The sequence below is a fragment of the Streptomyces sp. NPDC020379 genome, from assembly GCF_044387105.1.
Taxonomy (GTDB): Bacteria; Actinomycetota; Actinomycetes; order Streptomycetales; family Streptomycetaceae; genus Streptomyces.
Genome location: NZ_JBIRVR010000016.1, coordinates 64286 through 82679, shown reverse-complemented (window position 1 = coordinate 82679; position 18394 = coordinate 64286). Strand labels below are relative to the sequence as shown.

The following is an 18394-nucleotide window of genomic DNA, read 5'->3' as shown; positions in this document are numbered from 1 at the left end:
CCCCCACTGTGCGGGCCCCACTTACGCTCTGCGACTACTCGGGAATGTTCAGAGGGTCGCCATCAGGCTGCGTGTCGCCGGTCGCGTGCGGCGGCGGATCACTGCGCCCGCTGTCGCATCGGTCGTGGACGCTGGACAGCTCCTCCACGGCGATGAGCAGCTCGTCGCGCTTCGAGAGATCGCTCATAGGTGTCACCTCCCTCCGAGGCAGTACCGAGCGGGCTTGTTGCCCGCTCTCGAACCTCGCCCACGTACGGTGCGATGTCGAACATTCGGCCGCAAGAGGGCGAGAGTCTGTGTGGACGTTGCAAGCCGCCCCGTGCCGGCCTGTGACGTCTGTTCGCTGGCGGATCGGCGGGAAGGCTCATGGCGCGCCGTAGGGGCGAACCGGTAATGGCATGACCGCTGCTCGGTAGCGGACCCGCTCGATGTCCGTAACTTGGATCTCCAGTGACTTCCCGAGCAGGAGTGCGTGCTGCCAGACCCCTTCAGACTCGGTTCGCCACTCGATGAGTCGTTGCTGCGCCCGATCGGTCAACACGATGAGCAGCCGATCCAGTTGGGTGGCGAACCAGCGAACGGCGTTAGTCGAGTTGGAGAACTTGGCTTTCGATAAGCTCCATCTGGCCGGAGCCTCTGCGGAGCCTTTGGTCCCAGAGGGTCCGGTGGCTACGAGTTCACAGTGGAAGTCGAACCCGACGTGCCACGGCTCCGTCACGCTGCGCGCCTCTCCGGCTCAACCGGGATGTCGATCTCACACCACACGGCTTTGCCGACCACGCGCCTGCTGCATCCCCACCGGCTAGAGATCGCTTCCACGAGCATCAGCCCGCGGCCGTGCGAGCGCAGACCTCCTTGGCGAGCTCGCGCCAGCTTGCGTCTCATCACTGCCGGGTTCCACGTGCCCGTGTCGCGAACCTCGATGCGGAGCCGCGAGCAGGTCAGCGAGTAGGTGACGAGGATCTGTCGGCCTGTCCCGTGTATCACCGCGTTGGTGACCAGTTCCGAAACGACGAGAACCAGGTCGTGGGCAAGGTTCTCAAGGCCCCACTCGGCAGCCAACTTCCCGGCAAGGTGCCGGGCAGGCTTGACGGCGTATGTGGCCTTCAGGTAGCGCGCGAACGCTTGGCGGTCCTTCGACATACGGTCCCCTCCAGCGAGCTGACCGGCGCATGCCGCACCGACTACAGCGACGGGCCGTGAAGATATGATCACCGGCAGTCGCCTAGGTGCATACTGTGCACCCTGTAGCCCTCAAGGTGTCAAGTCCCTACCTTGAAGACTCCAGACAAGCGTTGCTCGCCACCTAGCCGACGCGGCACACTGGCAGCAACACCGCAGGGGAGGCACCGGAGTTGCCCATCACCAAGAAGCGCCCGACGATCCGTCAGCGTCGGTTCGCCAGGACGCTGCGCGACCTCCGTCGGGCCGCTGGCCTGAAGCACGCCGATGCAGCTGAAGCTCTGGCCTGCAACGAGTCGAAGCTGACGCGGCTGGAGAACGCACAGTCGGGGATTCGGCTCGTTGACCTGCGCGTCCTCCTCGACCTCTACGGCGTCACTGACCCGGACGAGCGGGTCAAGATCGAGGCGATGGCCAGAGATGCGAGCAAGAAAGGCTGGTGGACGCGATACGAGAGCGCCGTGGACTCCGCCTACGCCGCGTATGTGGCCCTGGAGTCAGACGCCAGCGAGATCTACAACGTCGAGACAAGTCTGATCCCGGGGCTACTGCAAACGCCGGCGTACACCGAAGCCGCGGTCCGCTTGCAGGCCCCGGAAGCTTCTGCTGAAGCGATAGAAACTCAGGTCGCCGTACGCAAGGAGCGTCGCGAAGTTCTGCGCAGGGCCACACCTCTCCAGTTCTGGGTCATCCTCGCCGAATCCGTCCTTTACCACGAGGTTGGCGGTCGCGAGGTGATGAAAGAGCAGTTGGAGTTCCTCATCGAGGCCAGCAAAGAAACGAATATCGAGTTGCAGATCCTCCGCAGGGAGAGCCCACTCAACGCTTGCCTCTTTGGGCCGTACGTGATTATGAGCTTCCCGGACCCCGTGGAGTCTGACATCGCTTACACGGAGTCCACGAGAGGGGCTCTTTATTATGACGAGGCGCCGGACGTGGAAGCCTTCATTAAACTTTTTCGCCGTTTGAACGCAGCGGCGGAAAATGTTGATAAATCACGGACCCTGATAGCCAGGGCCCTTACTAGAGATGGTGTCAAGTGAAGCACAACGAGCTGACCACTGCCGCTGAACTGGTCTGGAAGAGGTCCTCCCACTCGGGGAACAACGGCAACTGCGTTGAGGTTGCTCACCTTGTGAGCGGTGTGGACTTGGGGGTGCGTGACTCCAAGAACATCGAGGGTGGAGCGCTTTCGTTCTCCCGTGAGCAGTGGACAGCGTTTGTGGAATTCGTTAAGCCTGAGTAACTTCGTGTCGCGTCAGTGCGGCGCAAAGTGTAAAGAAAGTCCCCCTCTGAGAGGGGGCTTTTCTCTTCTATTGCACCACCTGCATCAGAACTCCCTACGGCCTCATTCTAAGCATGTGGCTTCACGCAGCCGCCCCGCTATCGACGTATCCATCGACGTATTCGGTCCCGTTCAAATGGGCGGCGATCTTGCCCACCCCCCGTTCGAGCCGGTAGCGCACCGCCCTGCCGGTCACGCCCTGGAGGGCGCCGGCCTCGTCGTCCGGGAGGTCGGCGCCGTACCGCAGGACGAGGGCCTGGCGCTCGCCGAGCGAGAGGGGGGCCGTCGCCCACCCGCACCGGATGTCGGCCAGGTGGGCGAAGAGCGTGCTCGCGGCCCTCGGGTCGGTGGTGCCCTTGGGCATGTCGGCGTCGGGGGCGGTGGGACTGCGTAGGCCGTAGGCCGCCTCCGCGTCCCACACGGCTGGAAGGAGATGCTCGACCAGGGCCCGGTCGTACACGGTCACCGGCCGCTCCCTTCGGTCGCGTTGAGCGCGGCCTCGTAGGACACGTGCCCGGAGCGGTGCTTCGCCTCGGTCAGCCACCGGTCGCGAAGCCTCTGCGAGAGCCAGCGGTGCAGCAGTCCGGCCCCGCCCTCGGCGACGAGCTGGCGCGCGTAGGAGGCGCGCTCGGCGACGATGATGGTGGTCTCCTGCACCGCGTCCTCGTACTCCAGCGTCAGCCCGTAGTCCCGTGAGACACTCCGCGCCACGGCGCGACACACGCTCTCCACCTGCGGTTCGGCCAGGACGGTCCAGTCAGCCGTGGCGACCTCCTGCGCGCGGTCCATGTCCACCAGCGAGATGGTCATCGGACCACCTCCTTCACCGGCACTTCGCCGCCCTTGGTGACCATGACCATCAGGCCGGGGGCGCCGCGCGTGCCGGTGCGGTGACGCCACCATGTCGACTCCGACTCCATGGCTGGCACCTGCACGAAGGTGCGCGGGCCGTCCGTGTCCACGTGCTCGTGGTGCAGGTGTCCGGCGAGAAGCAGGTCCGCAGTGTGCATCGCGCTCGTCTTGTCGAACGCCTGCCCCCTCCACCACTCGAAGTGCTTGCCCGCCCTCCACTGGTGGCCGTGGGCGTGCGCGACGACCGTGCCGCTGCACTCGACCACGACCGTCAGCTCGTCGGTGTCCGGCACGTACACCTCGACGTGCGCGTACGGCTCGCCCGCCAGAGCCAGGGCCTCGCCGACGGAGACGAGGGCGTCGGTGTCGTGGGAGTCGTCGTAACGTGTGACGCCCTTCCCGCCGGGGCGGACGGCTTCGCCGTGGTTGCCGGGGACGGCAACGACCGTCAGACGGGAGGCGAGCGGGGCCAACTTCATTACGGCGTACGCCATCAGGCGCCGGGTCAGGCGGATCTGCTCCGTCAGGGTGAGCTGGGTCCTCCACGTGTTCGCCCCGCCCTGGGAGACGAAACCCTCGATGTGGTCGCCGAGCCAGGCGATGTGAACGTGATCGATGGCGAAGCGCATGCGGTACTCGGACAGCAGGTCGGCGGCCTTGTCGATGCAGTCCATCGCCCGGCGGATCGTGCCTTCGGGACCGTCGCCGTCGATCTTGCCGAGCTGCATGTCGCCCAGGGCGATCACGTACGTCCACTCGCCCTCGGTGTCCTGTGCGACGCGGACGGGCGGGGCGGGCTGATCGAAGACGGCCAGCAGCTCGTCGAGGCTGGGCCGCTCGGCCGGCATGCCCTTGCGGCGGCTGAAGGAGAAGCGGGCGCTCACGCCCGGGTCGCCGCTCGGCATGGTCCACTCCGAGGAGCGGAAGCCGGTGACCTCCCAGTCGGCAGGGTCGAGGCGGTGAGCGCGCAGCACGTCGGCAGCGGAGGAGTCCGGGTCCATCTCGGCCGGGCCGCGCACGGTGACCTCGGCCGCGTCGCCGGAGACCTCGATCTGCCGCGTGTAGTCGCGATCGGGGTCCGCCTGGCCGGTGAGTGTGGGCGGTGCGGTGGGCGCGGCCAGCAGGTCGGCCAGCAGGGTGTCAGTCACAGGGGCGCCTCCATGAGGGATCGTCGGTAGGTGCGGATGGTGGAGGCGGACACGCGGTGTCCGTGCTTGCGCAGGATCAGGGCGAGCCGCTCGGCCGAGGAGCCGTCCAGGAGGCGGATCGTCACCGTCTCGCGCTCGTGGGGTTCCAGTTCGTCGTAGATGCGCTGGAGGGTCGGGCCGGGGCTCCCGGGCAGTCCTTCGCTCACGCGGCCTCCTGGTCGATCGACTCCACGGCCGCCACGGCGAGGGCGGCCAGGTGGATGAGTCCGCCGCGAACGTGTTGGGCCTCGTCTTTTGCGAGCGCGCCGAAGGCCGCAGCGAGGATCGTGGAGTCCCAGCCCGGGGTCGCGGCGAGGCGGCGACTCATCTCGATCGACTGCCATCGGTTCGACTCGCGCTGGTGGTGGGCCCGCCCCTTCGCGGGGCGCTGCCCGCCGGTCAGGGGCATCGGCTCGTCTCCGAGCACCTTGCGGGCAGCCTTCACCTCTGCGACCACAGCCGCCGTGCGGTCGGTCCGGCGTGCCGGCCGCTTAGTCGTCTCGGTCACTTCGCCTTCTCCTTGTCGAGCAGCTCGTAGAGGGCTTCGGCACCGCCAGCGATGTATGTCTCCGTCACGTCACCGATGCGAAGCCGTACGGGCCGGGCTGAGCGGAGCGACTTGCACACCGTCGTCGTCAACTTGCTCCCGGCCGCGTCTGGGTCGCTCCAGATCCAGACGCGGGAGAATCCGGCGAGCATGCGGCGGTGCCTTGCGAACCACATCTCGACACCAGGGACCGCTACGGAGTGCCAGCCGATCTTCCGGTGGATGATGCGGTCGAACTCGCCCTCGGTCAGGTGGATCTCGTCGGTGGCCGCGTGGATGGAATCGACGCCGTACATCCGCGGGATGTCGCCCGCGAGGGTGTTGTACTTGCCATGCCCGACGTGGTCGTGGTCCTCAATGCAGCGGAAGCGGATGGTGAGGGGCTGTCCGCGGTGGCCGAGATACGGGATGGCAACCATCCCCCGGTACCTCTCGTGGCCCGGCAGGGGATCGTCAACGACGCCAAGCCGGAACGTATCCACCTCGGCGGGCCCGATCCCGCGATCGTGGAGATAGCGTGCGGCGTGACCCGTAAGCGCTGCCTGGTACGTACTCGTCGCCTCCTCCAGCATCTCGCGTTGCGAGGGCGAGAGAGGCCGCAAAGGATCGCGCTCCGGCAAAGTCGGTGCCTTCCTTTTCCATGATCAGAGTGAATGAGTCGCCACCCCGGCCGCAGGAGTGGCATTTCCACACCTGTCGGCTCGTGTTGTAGGAGAGCGACGGGGTGTTGTCTTCGTGGAATGGGCAGTTCGTCATCCCCATGGCCCGGTGGGGATCGGTGCCGGTGTCGTAGTGTTCGAGCACGGCTTCCAGGGCGGGCTTCTCACGCACCTCGTCGTCGAAGTCGTCTCGGCCGGCGTTGCGGAATATCAAGCGACCCTCCGTCCACGGAAGTGGTCGTGGTTGCCGTCCCAGCCGAGCTCCCCGAGGCCGACCGGTTCGCCGTTCTCCTCGAACAGCTCGCCAAGCTCACGGGTGAGGCGCCGCTGCTCCGCCACCTCTTCGAAGAGCGTCACGTGGCCCTCGCTCGGGGCAGGCGGAAGAACTCCTCGACGGTGGTGAGGACGTACGCGTCACGCCAGTTGGCGCCCCGGCGCCGGACGATCACTACGGCGTCGATGTCGTCCGGGTCCAGGCCGCGGTGCTTCGCGTAGTTGGCCCGCTCCTTCAGCGCCTCGCGGATGAAAACGCTCGGCTCGAACTTCGCGTTCTTGGCCTCGATCACGAGCGCCCTGCCGTGGGCAAGGCGGACAACGAGGTCTCCCTCGTCCTCCGAGCCAGTAAGCCGAAGGCGCTCGACGTCGAGCCCGGCACCCCGCAGCTCGTCGCGGAGCTCCGCCTCCCAGTCGGCTCCTCGCCTTTTGTTCCTGCGGTTCCGCGCCGCAATGTCGGTCAACTCTTACAATCCTTACTGCTTCAGGGCATCGAGCGGCGACCACTGAGGTGGCGCGGGCGGGGGGAGAGGGGAGATGCGGGGTTCGAGCTTGGTGAACTGGGTGTACTCCGGGTGGCACCGCAAGGTCGCGTACCGCTTGGCGGTGGGGTCGGAGGGCCCCATCCGCTGTTTGATCACCGCGATTCTGAACTCCAGCGAGGTGGGGTCCAGTGCGACCGACAGGGACAGTTCCGGCTTCTCGCTCAGGCCGCCCTTGACCTGGTCCCGGGACGGTGGCGCCCACGGGTCGCTCTTCGCTTCCCAGGACTTGTCGCTCGCGTGGTGCAGGACGATCACGGTGGCTCCCGTCGCGCGAGCCAGCTCAGTGAGACCGGACATGACAGCCATCTGCACGGTGTAGTCCGACTCGGCGTTCTCGACATCCATCAGGTTGTCGACGACGATCACGGCCGGGTATTCGTCCCACAGCTCGACGTACGCCTCAAGCTCCTCGTCGACCGCCTTCCACGTGATGGGGGAGCCGAAGGAGAAGGTCAGGTTCAGGTGGGCGAGTGCGTCCAGGTACTCCTGCCGGTACCGGCCACCGGCCGCCATGCCGGCCTCGACCATCGTCGTGGTGTCGCCGGTCATCATGCTGGCCAGCCGGGATGACGCGGTGAAGGCGCTCATGTCGGCGCTGAAGTACAGAGTGGGCAGGTTCATTTGGGCGACCCAGTACAGGGCCAAGCCGCTCTTCTGCGTCCCCGATCTGCCGGCAATCATCACGACCTCGCCGTGACGCGGGCGGCAGCCGAGGTTGTAGAGCGACTCGAAGGCGTCGACCCGCGGTAGTTCCTTGCCAGATTCCGCGTGCAGGGTCAGGGATCGTGCGGGGGTGAGCAAGCGTGAGCTCCTCCTCATCACCCGCCAGGCGGGGCGGCGACGACGGCCGCCCCTGCCCAGCGGAGGTCGGGTGCGGTCAGTCGAAAGACGGGGCGGCTGCCACGGCCGCGTCGACCGCTGCGTCACGCTGCTCGGCGTAAGCGATGACCTTGTCCCGGATGCCGATATCGGTGACCTGCTTCCACACCCACGCCGGGTGCGCACCGAGCTTGGTCGCGGGGACCTGGGTAACGGTGACGAGGACGGCGTTACCTACGAGGGTCGCCAGATCGCGGGCCAGGACGGTCTGTTCGATGCGCTGCCCCTTCGAGACCTCGGGCGCGAGCCGGTCGAGCTGCTCCGGGGTCCTGAAGACGGTCACATCGCACAGGGCCGAGTCCTTCGGGCCGTTGGGCGTGGGGCGCTGGCGCTCGAAGTCCTTGACTTCGATGAGGATGGCCGCGGCGCTGGCGGCCTCCTTCGGCTTGAACCATCCGCCGTTGGCGGTAGGGATGTCCTTGAGGTGCAGCGGCACTACTGATCTCCACTCTGTCGGTGAACGGTGTATGGGGTGCGGCGGGCTGGAGTGCGTCCCTTGAGAGAGCCCGCAGCGATGGCTGCGGCGACGGCCGCGCCGAGGAGGCGGTTCTTCATCACGAACCTGCCAGGGCCCGGCCTCGGGCCTTCCAGGCGTCCATGACGACCGGGTCGGAGAACGCGTTCTGGTTGGTGGCCCACAGACGGCGAAGGTCATCGACGGTCGCGCACGCCGTGATCTGTTCGAGGAGCGAGTTCTCCGCCTCCTGACGGGCTGCCGGGCGGGCGCTGGCGATGCTCTCGCCTTCCTCCTCGCCCTGCGGGACGACGCGGGCGTCAGGGAAGCCGTGCATGACGGTCGAGGTGCGCCGCGCGAGCTGACTCACCTCTGCAACGAGCTCGTGGAGCGTCATTCCAGATACACTCTTACGATCGAGTCCGAAGCATGTGGCGATCTCCTCCTGGACCTCCGTGCCCGCCCCTCGGAACGAAAACTGCGGGTCTTCCTGTGCTGAGCCGCACTTGATGGTGACGGTGACGGATCGGCCTTCGCCGGTCACGGTGAACCCCTTCTTTCGATGCGAGGGGCGTGCCGCCCTCGCTCTAGAAACACTATATCAATGGCTCGCGTGAAACGGAACCAGCGCATCCTTGGTCGCCCTCGCGCGGCGGATGTCCAGCGCCAGACGGGCGGCGTCCCAGCCGACGCGCAGGTCCGCCCAGTAGAGCGTGCAGTGAGCCTCGCCCGCAGGGAGGTGGATGATCACACCCCACTGCTGATTCACCTCGGAGATGCGCGAGTAGGCAGCCTCGGCGACGCTCGCCGGCACCTCCCGCTTCTTCCAGGCCGCCAGCGCCTTGGCGTCCTCGACGTCCACAGGGAAAGCCGTGTGGTCGTACAGCTCGCCGCGCGAGTATGTGGCGAGCTGAGAGGCCATCTTCAGGGAACCGTACTGCACAGAACCGGTCTTGAGGTCGCCGATGATCAGCCCGTCGATGGGGCGTCCGTCAGGGCCTGGCCCGGCGTACCGCAGCAGCCGGTCGAAGGTGCCTCCGGTGCCCAGCTCGTCGACCACGACGAACTGTTCCATCGCCACCACGTCGAACGCGGCGGTGGCGGCCTTGTACGCCGCCATGTCTGCGACATCCGATGCGGATGTGCCGGCCGGTAGGTCGTTCTCCTGATCCACCAGTTCGGACAGGCTGTGCAGGTGGGTACCCCGCTCTCGTGCAACGTTGGCTCCAGCGGCGGTGACCGCCCGCTCGGCGAGCTGATCGAGGGCCGCCTTCCCCTCGCGGGTCTGCGGGTTCAAGTATTGCAAATCGGCCAGCAGAGAGGGCTCGCGGCCCACGCCGAGGAGCGTCATGCGCTTACCCCAGGCCGTCAGTGCACTTTTGTCCTCGATGGCGTCGATGAAAGTGGTGACCCGCGTGAGGCCGCGCGGCTTGCCGCCGCTCTTGGGGATGACGAGCGGGCGCCCCCAGCGGTCGCGGGGGACGGACGGCGCTCGTGCGGGCAGGTCGGCGAGGTGGAAGGGCAAGCGAGCTCCTCAAGAGGTGGACTGTAGGTAGAGGCGGACCGAGTCGTCGGCGAGGAGGACAGGGACGCAGGCGTCTTGGTCCAGTAGATCCAGGCCGCGGCTTTCGGCAGCCGCAAGGATGCGCCGCAGGTGACCGGGAGCGTGGTCAGGGCTCACGGTGATGTGGTAGTCCCAGGCGTCGTGGTCCACGTGAAGTGTGACCCCAGGGAGCGAGACGAGTTCTACCGTCGTGATCGCCTCGTCTTCAGTGGCGGCCACCGGCCAGCCGTGTGTCATGCACAAGCTCCCCTCTCCCCGGACCGGCATCGACACCGATCGCTCGAACGTTCGTGCGAACACCTCCAGGATCTTGCCTGGTGGCCAACAGCGGGTCAACCCTTGGCAAAGCGTATCCGGAGTCACACCCTCCGCGTGTTCGCATTTCACCATGCGAAATGACCGCCAGGTCGCCCCTGAGCTGCGGTTTCTGTAGACGCGGTCGTGATCATTTCGCGAGGTGAAAAGAGGTGTCGAGGGGTGTTCAGGGCGTTTTAAAGTTGAACACTCCAGCAGTCCTCACAAGGAATTGATCATGCGCGCAATTGTGATAGCCCGACCTGGCGGACCGGAGGTGCTCCGGGTTCAGGAAGTGCCCGAACCCGCACCTATCGTCGGGCATCATGTGGTGAAGGTCTCAAGGGCTGGAGTGAATTACGCGGACATTCACCTCAGAGAGAACGGCTACCTGGCACCGGTCGAATACCCAGTCACGCCTGGCAATGAGGTCATGGGAACCCTTGCCGACGGCCGCAGAGTCGTTGCGCTAAGCCGCGGTGGCGGATATGCCGAACAGGCGCTGGTTCACCGGGCAGTCACATGGGAGGTACCGGACGGGGTCGCCGACGATCAGGCCGTAGCCCTTGCCCTCCAGGGGAATAGCGCATGGCACCTCCTGCACACGGTGCTCCAGCTCGGCAAAGGGGACTCGATCCTCATCCCTGCGGCAGCAGGCGGTGTCGGCTCACTCGCCGTGCAGCTCGCCAAGGCCGTCGGCGCCCGCGTGATCGCCATGGCCGGCAGTCCCGAGAAGGCGGAGCTCGTCCGGAGCCTGGGGGCCGACGCCGTGCTGGACTCGTCAACGCACCAGGATCTGACCGCCCGCATCCTCGACGCCAACGAAGGCCCGCTCACACACGCGCTGGAGATGACCGGTGGCGAGGTCTTCGACGCCACGCTCGCCGCACTCGGGCCCCGAGGGCACATGGCTGTCTACGGCTGCGTCTCGGGCGACCAGCGCGAGGTCCCCGTCGCTCAGCTCATGCAGGCATCCAAGCGGGTCTCCGGCTTCTGGCTCCCGAACCTCTACGGCGTGCGGTATGCGCTGAGGGACTCGATGAGGGCTCTGTTCGAAGCCACCGTCCACGGTGACCTCCGCCCGGTCGTCGGCCCCTGCTACGCGCTCAGCAACGCCGCCCAGGCCCATATTGACCTGCAAGGCCGCAAGACCATAGGTAAGGTATCGATCAAGGCAACTCGGTAGTAACCTCTCGTAGGGTCCGCCTATATGGAAGAGGGCGCGAACCGGCACATTCAGGTTCCCGTCGCGCCGCCGTGTGCGCGTGCGGCGGATCGTTCAGGGAAGTCATGGGCAAAGGAACAGCGCACGGGAAGAAGGTCTTCACAGTTCAGCGTGCATTCGCTGAACTCGAAGGCGACAGTCACGGCCCGACAGCTATCGCCAAACAAACGGAACTTGATGCGGCGACCGTGTACCGCATCCTCCAGGACGGCGTGGCGGACGGCACCTTCGTGCAGGAGGCCGGCGGCAGGTACCGGTTGGGGCCCGGGGCCTTTCGGCTGTCCATCCAGGCCCTCTCGCAGACGCCCGACCCCGAGGCAACGCAGGCCGTGCTCGACAAGTTGCAGCGCGCGACCGGCGGCCTGGTCGCCTACTACGCCGTCGTTGGCGCCCGCCGCATCTGCACCGATTACGCGATCGGCGACTTCGATCCACGCAGCATCGGCATCGACCCCTTCGAGCTGGTCAAGTACAGCCGGTCCCTGCGGACCGGAGCTTCAGGCCGGGTGATCCTGGCGCACATGCCCCCCTCTATACAGGAGAAGGTTCTCGCCGAACCTGTCCCTGAAGGTGTTGGTCCGGGGGTAATCCGTGACAACGAGTTGCTCATTGAGTCTCTCAAGGACATCCGGGCCGTGGGATTCGCCATCGGTCGGCAGGAATGCATGGCCGGATGGGATTCGGTGGCCGTCCCGGTTATGTGGGGGGACACTATCCACGGCTCCCTCCTACTGTGGGTGCACGTCGACAAGATGCCCGAAGATCCCAGTCAGCTTGTGGCCGCAACGATGACCGCCGCAGAAATGCTGAGTCGCCTGGCCTCCATGCTGTGGGCCTCGGAGTCCGTGGCCTGACGCACGCGAGCCGCTTCCCTTGACGTCAAGGGAAGCGGCTCGCGCGGCATTCGGCTACGAAGACTCGCCAGGGCCTCTGGCTTAATTGGCACTCTTGGTGCGTGTCGACTTGCTGCGCAGGAGCGCAGCATTGTCTGGAACTCGAATGAGATCGGTGTCCCGATCCTCGCGGGGGACACCGTAAAACCCTTCCGTCGTCTCAGGGTCGTAGTAGATGACGAGCTTGTCTTCTTCGAGCCACTTCTTCCAGCTCGCCAACTTGGACGCTTCCTCGTCGCTCAACTTTTCCCCGGCGCGCTTGCGGGCTTCGCAGCGCAGCATGACGAGGTTGTAGTTCCAGCGGTGCTCCTTCGCGATCTTCCACGGAATGAGCTCGGTGTCACGAACGATCCGGAGTGGGAGTTCCGCGCGATTGGCGTACGTGGCCCAGTACCCCGGAGAGGTCTCGATGTTGTACTTCTTCAAGTAGAACTCGACCATCTCGGCGTACGACTTGCCGCTCAGGAGCATGCGCTTGGCTTCGTCGTGATTCTGTACTTTGCTCCTCGGCGGCATGTGCGGCCCTTCCTCGCGTTCGTCCTCCTTTATGCGTGACACCCTGTGGTCGCAAGGCGCACGGCCCTACAGTGACATGTAAGAGTTGAACCAGTCAAGATGATCGAGCGGAGGTAGCGGCTGTGGGAGATGGGGCAACTACTGTCTGTGGTGTTTGTGGCCGCCCCGGGGTGCCGGTGGCCAGGTACACCATTACAGCGGAGGATGGCCGTACGGCCGAGGCCGACCGCTGTGCCGATCACGCTGAACCCTTTGAAATGGCGCTAGCCCGGCCAGCGAGGAGTCGGGCCCGCAGGCGGACCCCGGTGACGACCGTCGAGGAGATCAACAGAGCGAAGGCGTCCGAGTCGGCATCCGCCCCGCAGTCCCAGAAGGCCGAGGGCGGCATCCGCAAGCGCAGGCGGACTCCGGTGATGACCGTCGAGGAGATCAACAGGGCGAAGGAAGCCGGCGAGGCGTAAAACACGGAAGGCCCCCCGCCGACCACATGGGCCAGCAGGGGGAAGCTGTCACAGCGCCTGCTCGTCGGAGCTGTCCTCGCTCGGGGCGACGACGCCGAGCGCGGTGAGGATCTGCACGATCACGGCCACCTCGGGGCTGTCCGCGTAAATGATGGCCGCGATGCTGACCACTACGCCCAGGGCGGCGCAGACCGCGCCGGCACGGGAGCGGTACCGCACGGGCAGAGCGTCGAGCAGGACCTTGGGCACGGCCCCGGTGGGGCGGAGTTTGGTCTTGGTCATCGGCGACCGGCCTCCTTCTGGAGCTCCTCGAAGCCGCGCTCGCCGATCGCCACGTCCCGCGCGGTGCCCGTGCTCTTCAGCTCGGGGTTCGCGTCGTGGAAGGCAGCCACGGCGGCCTGGGTGTTCGCCCCGTAGTAGTCGGTGACGGCGCCCTTGATCGGGCCGTAGCCCGCTGTGATCAGCAGCCGCTGAAGGTCGCGCACCTGGGAGTGCCGCTTGCCGGGCTCCACGCCCGACGCCAGCGGGACGATGGTCGACGACGGCTTCGGCGGGGTGGGCTTCTCGCCCTTGACCAGCGCGATCAGGCGCTGGATGGGGAACGCGCCCGGGTCGCCGTGATCGTTCTCGGGCACGTGCTGGTGACCGCAGATCCCCTCAAAGTTCGTCCACTCTGTGAAGCTCATTCGCTGGCCGCCCGAGGAGCCGTAGCTCGACGGGTAGGAACGCCACGGCTTCGACGTGGAGACGAGGGGGATTGGGTATTCGGAGGTCAGCCACCGGACGAGACCGACGAGGCCGGCCATGTCCTCGTCGCTGGCCTCGGGCCAGTACAGGCCGGGGCCGCCCTTTTCGCAGGTGCCCACGAGTTCGATCTGCACCGCGTTGAGGGTGTTCGTCTGGACGCCGCCCGGCGCGTTGACCAGGGCGCGGGCAGACTCGTTCGCGTCGAAGTGCTGGCGGACCTGGCCGCCCTTGACGGTGAAGGTGGGAGCAACCGCACCGTCGTCGTAGTCCGGCCAGGAGCTGCACTCGGTGGTGTGCAGGACGATCACGTTCGGGTGCGGCATCGTGTCGCCGGGGTAGCGGCCCGAGAACCACTGGGAGTCGTTGTCGGCCTTGGGGTAGGTCGTTGCGGGCAGGGCTGTCTCCTTGTTCGGGTAACGGAAAGGCCCCGCCGTGGAGGGGCGGGGCCGCGGGGAAGTGGGGGTCTTAATTCGGGGACGCGGTGATGTGCGCATCCAGCCGCTCGGCGACCGCGAGACGCTCTATCCGCTCGTGGGCCAGCTCCGAGCGGAGGGTCGAGATGTCCCGGCTGTGCTGAGCCTGGCCGTCGAGGACTCGATCGAGGCCATGGATGACCCGGTCGAGGTCGTCACGGAGATTCGTCGCGTGATCGTTGGAGACCTGCTCCCGGGCCTCTTGGGTGTGCTCGCGCACTTCGGCCAGCGCGGCGCCCTGGCGGCGCACGAGTTCGACGAGGACCCCGACGAGGGCCACGGTGACGGCCCCGCCGGCAGAGACGAAGGCGACCTGCACCGAGGGCTCAAGAGGCACGGGTGAGCTCCTCGATCCTCGTCTCCAGGGCTTTGATGCGCCGGTCCTGGTCCTGGACGACGGGCAGCAAGGCCACGCCGAGGAGGTCGTAACGGAGGGCGTCAATGCGTCCCTCCTCGTCGTACGTGACGATCTCCGGGAGCGTCTCGGCGACCTCTTCGGCGATCAGACCGTACTCGTCCTTGCGGGCCTCCGGCTTGTCCTCGGTCGGCTTGCGGTCGTAGATGCGGGGACGCAGTGCGAGAACGGACTCGGGACGGATGCCGATGTCCCGCACGTTCTCCTTGTACCTGATGCTGGAGGTGTTCCGGCAGAACGTCCCGTCGCCCTCCACCCACACCGCGTACCAGGTCCCCGACCCGCTGGCCGAATTGTTGTGAGGCTTCTTCGACCCGTTGGCCCAGGCGATCGTGTCCCCGGCCTCCAGATAGCCCGAGTGCGAGTGCGAGGACGGCGGGAAGGTCGAGGGCTTCGACGTGATCGACGACCAGGAGTGCGAGTGGGTCGCGGGCGGGTACGTGTCCGGCGTGCCGGTGATGTCGCCCCAGGGATGCTTGTGTGCGGCCGGAGGCAGTGATGCCGGCCGGTTGGTGATCTCGGACCAGTCATGCGCATGGGCGGACGCAGGGAAGCTCGTGGGCTTGCCGGTCAGGCTGGACCAGGAAACGGAGGAGACCAGCGGGGTCCAGCCCGAGCCGTCCCAGAACTCGAATGCGTCAGCGTCGTAGTTGTACCCGAGCTTGCCCAGACGCGGTGTGGCAGGGCGCGTCGCGTCGATCCAGGCGCCGACCGAGTTGCCGACGAAGGAGCGCTCTTTGCTCACCGCGGACGAGGTGATCGCGGTGATGTTCGCGCCGACGGTGATGGTCGCGAGCGACAGCTCGTAGACGCCCGTGTCCGTCTGCGTGAGTGCGGGCACGCTGGCGCCCGCAGCACCCTGCAAGACACCCAGTGTGATCTGGTTCACGGCAGGGTCGAGTCGCAGGACGACTCGGTCGTACCGCGCGGAAGTGCTGGCCGCCGCGATCGAGAGCGTCTCCACTGCGGTGGAGAGCACGGCGTGCCCCCGCAGCACGGCGAAGCCGGGCTGGACCTTGACGGCCATGGTCGCGCCGTCGGCGCTCACACTGAAAGAGCTGGACCCGGCCGACGCGGCGACTCCGGAGTCCGCGGCCTCGCGGAAGAGCTGTGAGAACTGGCTTTCGGTGACGGCCTGGCCGTCGAAGGGGTAGGACGTAATCGCCACGTAGGGCGAGCTCCTTTCAGAGGGCGCGGTCCTCGGCGACGCGCAGCGAGGGGAAGAGGGACTCCAGGTCGGCCGGTAGGGCACCGCGGATCGCTGCGACCGCCGCGCGGAGGATCGCCTCGCGTTCTTCCGGGGTCAGGTCCGGGTACGAGGCGTGCGGCTCGCTGATGGTGATCTCGACCGTGCCGAAGATCTTCTGCACTTCGCCTGTGGGGTGGAGGGGCACGGTGGCGGAGATGGCTTTCACGCGGGGCCTTTCGTCACGCGAGGGCCGCCCAGAATCTGTTGGCCCCGTTGATCATGGAAGCGACGGCAATGGCGGCGGGGGCGGCTGTGCCGCCGGAGGCGTAGTAGCCGAACCGCTTCAGCGAGTTGAGGCCGAAGAAGTTCGGCGGAGCCCCGGCCGAGGACTCGGCCGCAAGCAACATGGGGCCGTCGCCGGTCGACGTGTTGTACTGCATTCGCCAGGCGACGTAGTACGTCCCGGCCCCCAGCGTGACGGCAGAGGTCAGGGGCGAGCTGATGGCCGCGCCGCCCCCGTTGTGCACTTCCGCTGGTGCGTACGGCGCCGTCGACAGGTCTCCGGTCGTCCCGACACGGGCGCCGTTCGCGTCGTAGATCGCGGCCCAGGAGCCAGAGGTCAAGCCGCCCGCGTAGCCGGTGGCGTGCCAAACGATCCGGCTCACCTGCGCGGACTGCCGCAGCCGCACGGCCGTGACGCGGATGGGACCGGCCCCGGGGTACAGGCCGGTCGAGGTGGCCATCGCTGGGTCGAAGGCCCATGCGACGAGGCCATGGTCGCCTGGGCCCCACTCATTCGGCAGCGGCGCCTGAACATCGGGAAGCTGCGCGGCCGGCACACGGCCGGAGGCGTCCAGCGCCGCGACCCCGTTCGCCACGCCCCGGACGGAGGAAGCGAGCGCACCGACGTGAGCGGCGGTGAGCGTGATGGAGGCGGCGCTGATTCCGCACACGGACTGGACGACTCCCGGGGCACCGGCCGGGCCCTGCGGTCCGGTCGCCCCCTGCGGGCCGGTGGCCCCGGCGGTTCCGGCGTCGCCCTTGGGGCCCTGCGGTCCCGTGGGCCCGGACGGGCCGGTGTCGCCCCTGGGGCCTTGCGGTCCCGAGGGGCCGGTCGGCCCGGTTGCTCCGGTGTCGCCCTTCACTCCCGGCGGGCCGGTGTCGCCCTTCGGGCCCGGTGCGCCGGGCGCTCCGGTGGGGCCGACGACGCCCTTGTCCTCCGGGGCAGGCCAGACGGCAAGGCTCATCAGACCACCTCCACGCCGCTGATGTGCATGTGTGCCTGCGTGCCGGTGCCCTGTACCTCGATGGTGTCCCTGGCGGTCAGCACCTGCCGGATGTCGAGGGTAAGGACGCCGCTCGGTGCGATGCCGACCCCGGACAGGAGCGGCACGCCGCCGATGCGGACGGTGATGCCTGCGCTCGCCGTGCTTGATGGGTTGGCGGCGACGATGTTGGTGACGACCGCGACGCCGGAGGCTGGCACGGTGTAGACGGTGGTCAGGCCGGTCGGCAGGGCCGCCCGGAAAAACGCTTTGGGCGTATGCGCCACTGCTAGAAAACTCCCATGAGACTCATGACTTGACCGGCAGGGTCGGCCCCGCCCTCGGCTGTGCGCTCCAGCGCGGAGACGCGGCGCTCGGTGCTCTGCGAGCGCTGGGCGGACGCGGCCCTCGGGTTGAAACCAGTCGGGTCGCCGAGCAGGGCTCCGACCTGAAAGCCGCCGTCCCCCGCTTTGAGAACCAGCCCGGTGACGGGTGCCGTCAGCTCCTGGCCGCCCGCGACGACGCAGACCCGGTCACCGAGGCCCCAGTCGACGCCGAACTCCATCGCGCTGTCCTCGACGGGAACGGCCTGGACGGCGGTCTTGGTGAAGCCCTCGTCAGCCAGCAGCTCGTTCCCAGCCTGGGTCAGCTCGGCCTTGTCGTTGGTGTTGCGCTGGTCGACGAATCTCTCGATGCGCCTGTTCCACTCGGCCTCGGCCTCCGTGGAGGCCGCGTTGTCAACGGGGAGGAACGTCCGGGCCTCCTGCTCGCCCTGGCCCGCGACGATGACACGGGTCGCGCCCGGGGTGGAGACCGCGACGCGCTGCCCGGCGAGCGTGCCGGCCAGTACATCGAGCCGGACCTCCCGCGAGCGGTCGGCGACCTGGCACGTCTCGAAGACCAGCTGGTTGCCGCGCTGCACGATCCGGAACCCCAGATCGGCCACGGCCGCGATGCCGGTCAGCAGCTCCCCCAGCGTGGGGAACCGGGCGGACTTGGAGATGACCGGCCCTCGGGCGCCGTTCGGCCCCATGACCAGCCCCGCGCGGCGACGTGCCGCCGGGGCGCCGGGCCCGCAGTTGGCGTTGACGTACGCGTGCATCAACGTCTCGGCCGGACCGCTACGTTCGTCGTGACCGACCTTCTGCGTGGTCACGTCAGCGTTCGCGGGCTCGGGCCAGGCGAGCATGTCGAGGAGGGTCACCGAGTCGGTGACACCCTCGAACACGATGGAGCCGAAGCGGTCCTCCGGGCTGGCCGCGTACTCGGAGGAAGTGACCGGGCCGGACATGAGAACGTCGCCGGGGCCGGTGATGATCAGGCCCGCGCCGGGCAGTCGGAGGGTGTCCGCGAGCGGGTGCTCGCTCGGGAGCGTCAGCTTGAAGGTGCCGACGTTGTTGAACTTGTTCTCCAGCTCCAGCGACAGATCCTCGGGCCGGACGAGGCCGACCCGGGTCAGCGTCCGGTCGCGCACTTCTACGGTGAGATC

The 18394-nt window shown here is 67.3% G+C and carries 30 protein-coding genes; 5 read left to right on the top strand and 25 right to left on the bottom strand.

Translation table 11 applies throughout. The features are described 5' to 3' along the window. Positions 1 to 34: 34 nt before the first annotated feature. Positions 35 to 187, bottom strand: coding sequence for a hypothetical protein (locus ACH427_RS21390; RefSeq protein WP_398871336.1), 153 nt, complete (start codon positions 185 to 187; stop codon positions 35 to 37). Positions 188 to 714: 527 nt separating this feature from the next. Beyond that, complete coding sequence (locus tag ACH427_RS21385) at positions 715 to 1143, bottom strand: ATP-binding protein (protein WP_398871334.1); 429 nt, start codon at positions 1141 to 1143, stop codon at positions 715 to 717. Positions 1144 to 1355: 212 nt separating this feature from the next. On the opposite strand from ACH427_RS21385, the gene ACH427_RS21380 reads away from it, so the two are divergent. Both ACH427_RS21380 and ACH427_RS21375 read left to right on the top strand, forming a co-directional pair. Continuing rightward, positions 1356 to 2225, top strand: coding sequence for a helix-turn-helix domain-containing protein (locus ACH427_RS21380; protein ID WP_398871332.1), 870 nt, complete (start codon positions 1356 to 1358; stop codon positions 2223 to 2225). Continuing rightward, positions 2222 to 2428 (top strand): DUF397 domain-containing protein, encoded by a 207-nt coding sequence (locus ACH427_RS21375; RefSeq protein WP_398871330.1) that lies wholly within the window; start codon positions 2222 to 2224, stop codon positions 2426 to 2428. The genes ACH427_RS21380 and ACH427_RS21375 overlap by 4 nt, the downstream gene beginning before the upstream one ends. 121 nt (positions 2429 to 2549) lie before the next feature. On the opposite strand, the gene ACH427_RS21370 is transcribed toward ACH427_RS21375, so the two are convergent. The 14 genes from ACH427_RS21370 to ACH427_RS21305 all read right to left on the bottom strand — a co-directional run bounded on the left by ACH427_RS21370 (position 2550) and on the right by ACH427_RS21305 (position 9727). After that, complete coding sequence (locus ACH427_RS21370; RefSeq protein ID WP_398871329.1) at positions 2550 to 2933, bottom strand: hypothetical protein; 384 nt, start codon at positions 2931 to 2933, stop codon at positions 2550 to 2552. Further along, positions 2930 to 3277, bottom strand: coding sequence for a hypothetical protein (locus ACH427_RS21365; protein WP_398871327.1), 348 nt, complete (start codon positions 3275 to 3277; stop codon positions 2930 to 2932). The genes ACH427_RS21370 and ACH427_RS21365 overlap by 4 nt, the downstream gene beginning before the upstream one ends. Beyond that, positions 3274 to 4467, bottom strand: coding sequence for a hypothetical protein (locus ACH427_RS21360; protein WP_398871325.1), 1194 nt, complete (start codon positions 4465 to 4467; stop codon positions 3274 to 3276). Before ACH427_RS21360 ends, ACH427_RS21365 begins: the two co-directional genes overlap by 4 nt. After that, a complete protein-coding gene (locus ACH427_RS21355) occupies positions 4464 to 4673 on the bottom strand; it encodes a hypothetical protein (RefSeq protein ID WP_398871324.1) in 210 nt (69 codons plus the stop codon). The genes ACH427_RS21360 and ACH427_RS21355 overlap by 4 nt, the downstream gene beginning before the upstream one ends. Further along, positions 4670 to 5014 (bottom strand): hypothetical protein, encoded by a 345-nt coding sequence (locus ACH427_RS21350; RefSeq protein WP_398871322.1) that lies wholly within the window; start codon positions 5012 to 5014, stop codon positions 4670 to 4672. The genes ACH427_RS21355 and ACH427_RS21350 overlap by 4 nt, the downstream gene beginning before the upstream one ends. Then, on the bottom strand, positions 5011 to 5472 hold the full coding sequence (locus ACH427_RS21345) for a hypothetical protein (RefSeq protein WP_398871320.1): 462 nt from the start codon (positions 5470 to 5472) through the stop codon (positions 5011 to 5013). Before ACH427_RS21345 ends, ACH427_RS21350 begins: the two co-directional genes overlap by 4 nt. A gap of 34 nt (positions 5473 to 5506) precedes the next feature. Then, the gene (locus ACH427_RS21340) at positions 5507 to 5857 is read right to left on the bottom strand and encodes a CHC2 zinc finger domain-containing protein (protein WP_398871484.1); all 351 of its coding nucleotides are present in this window, start codon (positions 5855 to 5857) and stop codon (positions 5507 to 5509) included. A gap of 65 nt (positions 5858 to 5922) precedes the next feature. Then, complete coding sequence (locus tag ACH427_RS21335; protein ID WP_398871318.1) at positions 5923 to 6069, bottom strand: hypothetical protein; 147 nt, start codon at positions 6067 to 6069, stop codon at positions 5923 to 5925. Beyond that, positions 6066 to 6449 (bottom strand): hypothetical protein, encoded by a 384-nt coding sequence (locus ACH427_RS21330; RefSeq protein ID WP_398871316.1) that lies wholly within the window; start codon positions 6447 to 6449, stop codon positions 6066 to 6068. Before ACH427_RS21330 ends, ACH427_RS21335 begins: the two co-directional genes overlap by 4 nt. Positions 6450 to 6461: 12 nt before the next feature. Next, complete coding sequence (locus ACH427_RS21325) at positions 6462 to 7331, bottom strand: AAA family ATPase (protein WP_398871314.1); 870 nt, start codon at positions 7329 to 7331, stop codon at positions 6462 to 6464. Positions 7332 to 7407: 76 nt separating this feature from the next. Next, on the bottom strand, positions 7408 to 7845 hold the full coding sequence (locus ACH427_RS21320) for a hypothetical protein (protein WP_398871312.1): 438 nt from the start codon (positions 7843 to 7845) through the stop codon (positions 7408 to 7410). Positions 7846 to 7963: 118 nt separating this feature from the next. Further along, the gene (locus ACH427_RS21315; protein ID WP_398871310.1) at positions 7964 to 8260 is read right to left on the bottom strand and encodes a hypothetical protein; all 297 of its coding nucleotides are present in this window, start codon (positions 8258 to 8260) and stop codon (positions 7964 to 7966) included. Between the two features lie 204 nt (positions 8261 to 8464). Beyond that, a complete protein-coding gene (locus ACH427_RS21310) occupies positions 8465 to 9388 on the bottom strand; it encodes a hypothetical protein (RefSeq protein WP_398871308.1) in 924 nt (307 codons plus the stop codon). A 9-nt stretch (positions 9389 to 9397) separates the two neighbouring features. Further along, positions 9398 to 9727, bottom strand: a complete 330-nt coding sequence (locus ACH427_RS21305; RefSeq protein WP_398871306.1) for a hypothetical protein — start codon at positions 9725 to 9727, stop codon at positions 9398 to 9400. A 232-nt stretch (positions 9728 to 9959) separates the two neighbouring features. On the opposite strand from ACH427_RS21305, the gene ACH427_RS21300 reads away from it, so the two are divergent. Both ACH427_RS21300 and ACH427_RS21295 read left to right on the top strand, forming a co-directional pair. Next, the gene (locus ACH427_RS21300) at positions 9960 to 10907 is read left to right on the top strand and encodes a zinc-binding alcohol dehydrogenase family protein (protein WP_398871304.1); all 948 of its coding nucleotides are present in this window, start codon (positions 9960 to 9962) and stop codon (positions 10905 to 10907) included. A 104-nt stretch (positions 10908 to 11011) separates the two neighbouring features. After that, positions 11012 to 11800, top strand: a complete 789-nt coding sequence (locus tag ACH427_RS21295) for an IclR family transcriptional regulator (RefSeq protein WP_398871302.1) — start codon at positions 11012 to 11014, stop codon at positions 11798 to 11800. Between the two features lie 81 nt (positions 11801 to 11881). Here the strand turns inward: ACH427_RS21295 and ACH427_RS21290 are convergent, their stop codons facing one another. Then, positions 11882 to 12355, bottom strand: coding sequence for a hypothetical protein (locus ACH427_RS21290; RefSeq protein WP_398871300.1), 474 nt, complete (start codon positions 12353 to 12355; stop codon positions 11882 to 11884). Positions 12356 to 12660: 305 nt separating this feature from the next. Between ACH427_RS21290 and ACH427_RS21285 the strand changes: the two genes are divergently transcribed. Beyond that, a complete protein-coding gene (locus tag ACH427_RS21285) occupies positions 12661 to 12816 on the top strand; it encodes a hypothetical protein (RefSeq protein ID WP_398871299.1) in 156 nt (51 codons plus the stop codon). Between the two features lie 48 nt (positions 12817 to 12864). On the opposite strand, the gene ACH427_RS21280 is transcribed toward ACH427_RS21285, so the two are convergent. The 8 genes from ACH427_RS21280 to ACH427_RS21245 are packed head-to-tail and all read right to left on the bottom strand — an operon-like array spanning position 12865 to position 18379. Next, positions 12865 to 13098 carry a hypothetical protein gene (locus tag ACH427_RS21280; protein WP_398871296.1) on the bottom strand — a complete coding sequence of 78 codons (234 nt, stop codon included), beginning with the start codon at positions 13096 to 13098 and terminating at the stop codon, positions 12865 to 12867. Further along, positions 13095 to 14057: a peptidoglycan-binding protein gene (locus ACH427_RS21275; protein ID WP_398871294.1), complete on the bottom strand. Its 963-nt coding sequence runs from the start codon at positions 14055 to 14057 to the stop codon at positions 13095 to 13097. The genes ACH427_RS21280 and ACH427_RS21275 overlap by 4 nt, the downstream gene beginning before the upstream one ends. After that, positions 14029 to 14373, bottom strand: a complete 345-nt coding sequence (locus tag ACH427_RS21270) for a hypothetical protein (protein ID WP_398871292.1) — start codon at positions 14371 to 14373, stop codon at positions 14029 to 14031. The genes ACH427_RS21275 and ACH427_RS21270 overlap by 29 nt, the downstream gene beginning before the upstream one ends. Beyond that, the gene (locus ACH427_RS21265) at positions 14363 to 15619 is read right to left on the bottom strand and encodes a tail fiber domain-containing protein (protein WP_398871290.1); all 1257 of its coding nucleotides are present in this window, start codon (positions 15617 to 15619) and stop codon (positions 14363 to 14365) included. Before ACH427_RS21265 ends, ACH427_RS21270 begins: the two co-directional genes overlap by 11 nt. 16 nt (positions 15620 to 15635) lie before the next feature. Next, complete coding sequence (locus tag ACH427_RS21260; protein WP_398871288.1) at positions 15636 to 15866, bottom strand: hypothetical protein; 231 nt, start codon at positions 15864 to 15866, stop codon at positions 15636 to 15638. Between the two features lie 13 nt (positions 15867 to 15879). Next, the gene (locus ACH427_RS21255; protein ID WP_398871286.1) at positions 15880 to 16887 is read right to left on the bottom strand and encodes a hypothetical protein; all 1008 of its coding nucleotides are present in this window, start codon (positions 16885 to 16887) and stop codon (positions 15880 to 15882) included. Further along, entirely contained in the window at positions 16887 to 17192 is a 306-nt protein-coding gene (locus ACH427_RS21250) for a hypothetical protein (RefSeq protein ID WP_398871284.1), read from the bottom strand. Before ACH427_RS21250 ends, ACH427_RS21255 begins: the two co-directional genes overlap by 1 nt. Before the next feature lie 2 nt (positions 17193 to 17194). Further along, positions 17195 to 18379, bottom strand: coding sequence for a siphovirus ReqiPepy6 Gp37-like family protein (locus tag ACH427_RS21245; RefSeq protein ID WP_398871283.1), 1185 nt, complete (start codon positions 18377 to 18379; stop codon positions 17195 to 17197). Positions 18380 to 18394 lie beyond the last annotated feature (15 nt).

Bases quoted from the DNA above. Each gene is read 5' to 3' on its own strand.
- ACH427_RS21315 (WP_398871310.1), bottom strand. From the start codon at position 8,260: ATGACGCTCCACGAGCTCGTTGCAGAGGTGAGTCAGCTCGCGCGGCGC.
- ACH427_RS21290 (WP_398871300.1), bottom strand. From the start codon at position 12,355: ATGCCGCCGAGGAGCAAAGTACAGAATCACGACGAAGCCAAGCGCATG.
- ACH427_RS21365 (WP_398871327.1), bottom strand. From the start codon at position 3,277: ATGACCATCTCGCTGGTGGACATGGACCGCGCGCAGGAGGTCGCCACG.
- ACH427_RS21275 (WP_398871294.1), bottom strand. From the start codon at position 14,057: ATGCGCACATCACCGCGTCCCCGAATTAAGACCCCCACTTCCCCGCGG.
- ACH427_RS21255 (WP_398871286.1), bottom strand. From the start codon at position 16,887: ATGAGCCTTGCCGTCTGGCCTGCCCCGGAGGACAAGGGCGTCGTCGGC.
- ACH427_RS21280 (WP_398871296.1), bottom strand. From the start codon at position 13,098: ATGACCAAGACCAAACTCCGCCCCACCGGGGCCGTGCCCAAGGTCCTG.
- ACH427_RS21300 (WP_398871304.1), top strand. From the start codon at position 9,960: ATGCGCGCAATTGTGATAGCCCGACCTGGCGGACCGGAGGTGCTCCGG.
- ACH427_RS21385 (WP_398871334.1), bottom strand. From the start codon at position 1,143: ATGTCGAAGGACCGCCAAGCGTTCGCGCGCTACCTGAAGGCCACATAC.
- ACH427_RS21295 (WP_398871302.1), top strand. From the start codon at position 11,012: ATGGGCAAAGGAACAGCGCACGGGAAGAAGGTCTTCACAGTTCAGCGT.
- ACH427_RS21345 (WP_398871320.1), bottom strand. From the start codon at position 5,472: ATGGTTGCCATCCCGTATCTCGGCCACCGCGGACAGCCCCTCACCATC.
- ACH427_RS21390 (WP_398871336.1), bottom strand. From the start codon at position 187: ATGAGCGATCTCTCGAAGCGCGACGAGCTGCTCATCGCCGTGGAGGAG.